1 protein-coding gene is annotated in these 264 nt (G+C 43.9%); it reads left to right on the top strand.

From position 1 onward, the window contains the following. A partial coding sequence (locus tag AB4585_RS25790; RefSeq protein ID WP_372171622.1) for a threonine/serine exporter family protein occupies positions 1-264 on the top strand: 264 nt, incomplete at both ends.

The following is a 264-nucleotide window of genomic DNA, read 5'->3' as shown; positions in this document are numbered from 1 at the left end:
ATGTCTTACTGCCTCCGTGCTACTTAATGTTGGTGGGAACCACCTATTTTGCTGTCGGCATCTCGGCGATTTTAGGTCTGATTGCGTGGTTAACCCAGATCACTTTTACAGGCCGACGCGCGATTTTAACCGAGTTTTTTGTCGCCCTTATTTCAAGCTTATTGGTTGGATTACTGACGTTTTATGTTCCACAATTACCGGTTCTCGCCTTATGTATTTCATCGATCGTTCTGTTTATACCTGGATTAACCGTGACCAATGCAT

Origin of the sequence: Vibrio sp. 10N.222.49.C9 (assembly GCF_041474985.1) — a bacterium.
GTDB lineage: Bacteria > Pseudomonadota > Gammaproteobacteria > Enterobacterales > Vibrionaceae > Vibrio > Vibrio crassostreae_C.
This window is presented reverse-complemented; position numbering and strand designations above follow the sequence as displayed.